This window comes from Streptosporangium nondiastaticum (assembly GCF_003011965.1).
Taxonomy (GTDB): Bacteria; Actinomycetota; Actinomycetes; order Streptomycetales; family Streptomycetaceae; genus Streptomyces; species Streptomyces nondiastaticus.
On the sequence record NZ_PXWG01000357.1, the window covers coordinates 1 to 461 of the forward strand.

1 protein-coding gene is annotated in these 461 nt (G+C 66.8%); it reads right to left on the minus strand.

Translation table 11 applies throughout. The features are described from left to right. The coding region (locus B7P34_RS36215; RefSeq protein ID WP_146167057.1) for an FAD-dependent oxidoreductase at positions 1 to 328 on the minus strand (328 nt) is incomplete at its 3' end. Between the last annotated feature and the right edge of the window lie 133 nt (positions 329 to 461).

A 461-nucleotide genomic window follows, 5' to 3' on the forward strand; every position in this document is an offset into this window, starting at 1 on the left:
TGCCGTCGTCGTGCGGCATCACCAGCCGGACTGGCGACAGCAGATGCGGGGCGGCATGCAACAGCCGGTGGCGCTCCAGCAGCGCCCGCTTCACCCCGCCCAGGTCCAGCCGCGCCAGTTCACGCAGGCCCCCATGCACCAGCTTGCCGGTGGCCCCCGACGCGTGGGCAGCCAGGTCGTCCTGTTCACACAGCAGCACCCGCCAGCCGCGCCCCGCCAGGTCGCGTGCAATGGCACAGCCGTGCAGCCCGCCGCCCACCACGAGCACGTCGGCATGGTGGTCCACGGTTTCATCGGGCAGCACGGCGGGCGAAGACAGCATCGACATGATGGGCGGACAGGCAGCGGCGACCCTGCCATTGAACGACAGCCTCAAGCCCCTGGAACGCGCGTTTGTCTTCTTTTGTGTTCGGATCTTTTCGGATACCCTCGGAAAGATGAACGCGGAAAACACAACACAT